We start from the raw sequence: 1,342 nt of genomic DNA, 5'->3' as shown, positions 1-1,342 counted from the left end.
CCGCCGCTTCACCGGCCGCACCGACCCTTCCGGCCGCCGCTTCACCGGCCGCGCCGCCGACCCCGGCACCGGCTGCGTCGCCGGGCGTGAGCGTGCGGCCGGCGGCGGCACCGACGCCGACCGGGGTCGCGACGGCTGTCCGGCCGCCTTGCCCACCGATCGACGGGGCGCCCGCGAGCTCGAGGAGCTTGCGCAGCACCCACACGGCCAGCCCGGCGCCCGCGACCGTGGGCAGCCAGGCGAAGACTCCCGCGTCGTGCCGGGTCATGGCGGCGGTCACGCCGATCGCCGCGAACAGCACGATGCCCGCCACCCCGAGCCACCGGCGGCGGGCCGCCACCACGCCGAGCCCGTAGGCATAGGCCGCGAGCAGCACAGCCGTCCCCGTGATCAGCGCCGTCTTGTCGTGGACCCCGAACACCTGGATGCCGAAGTCCTTCACCGGCGCCGGCACGTTGTCGACGACCACACCACCGACCGCCAGCAGCGGCGCCGAGAGCGGCCCGGTCAGCACGGCCACCACTTCGGCCGCACCCACCGCCACGGCGGCCGCCGCGACACCGGACAGCCCGGCGCGCAAGGAGAGATTCACGCTCCCATCCTGCTCCCCCGCCCCGGCGCACGGCGACGGCTGTAAGCACTCCGTAAGCAAGCCCACGCGGCGCGGGCTCAGGGCACCAGGATCGCGCGGCCCCGCACCTGACCGGCCTCCAGGTCGTCGAAGGCCCGGATGCCGTCGACCAGCGCGTACTGCCGGGTCTCGACGGCGATCTTGCCGAGCTTGGCCAGCTCGATGACCTGGCGCTGGTCGGTGCGCGTGCCGCCGTACGAGCGGCGGACGTCGACGCCCCACGGCAGCGGCACCGGCAGCGAGTCGGCGGCGTAGGGGAACGAGCCGCCGCCGAGGCCGACGAAGCGCAGCGCGCCGTCCGGGGCGATGATCTGGGTGGCCAGGTCGACCGTCGGCTGGAGGCCCACGCAGTCGAGGACCGCGTCCGCGCCGTAGCCGCCGGTCAGGCCGAGCGGCCCGAATGTAACGCGCGGCCCATCGGCCCACCGCCGCCGACCGGCCGGGACGCAGCGGCCGGAGTGGCGGACAGAAGCGGCCGGGGTGGCGGACAGAGGCGGCCGGAGTGGCGGACAGAAGCGGCCGGGGTGGCGGAAGGGGCGGCCGGGGTGGCCGGGTGGCCGGGTGGCGGACAGGGGCGGGGGCAGAGGTGGCGGGCCGGGGAACAGGCCGCTTGGCAACGGCGGGCGGGCGGGGAGGCCGGCGGGCGGGGAGGCCGGCGGGCGGGGAGGCCGGCGGGCGGGGAGGCCGGCGGGCGGGGAGGCCGGCGGGCGG

1 protein-coding gene and 1 pseudogene are annotated in these 1,342 nt (G+C 77.9%); both read right to left on the bottom strand.

Annotation, left to right across the window (positions count from 1 at the left end):
- Positions 1-592: pseudogene (locus tag Ade02nite_RS13660) on the bottom strand (molybdopterin-binding oxidoreductase); the annotation flags it as partial.
- A gap of 77 nt (positions 593-669) precedes the next feature.
- Positions 670-1,248 carry a zinc-binding dehydrogenase gene (locus Ade02nite_RS50270; protein ID WP_275409907.1) on the bottom strand — a complete coding sequence of 193 codons (579 nt, stop codon included), beginning with the start codon at positions 1,246-1,248 and terminating at the stop codon, positions 670-672.
- Between the last annotated feature and the right edge of the window lie 94 nt (positions 1,249-1,342).

It is taken from the genome of Paractinoplanes deccanensis (genome assembly GCF_016862115.1).
Taxonomy (GTDB): domain Bacteria; phylum Actinomycetota; class Actinomycetes; order Mycobacteriales; family Micromonosporaceae; genus Actinoplanes; species Actinoplanes deccanensis.
Note: the sequence above shows the minus strand (reverse complement) of the source record. Positions and strands in the feature narration are given on the sequence as shown.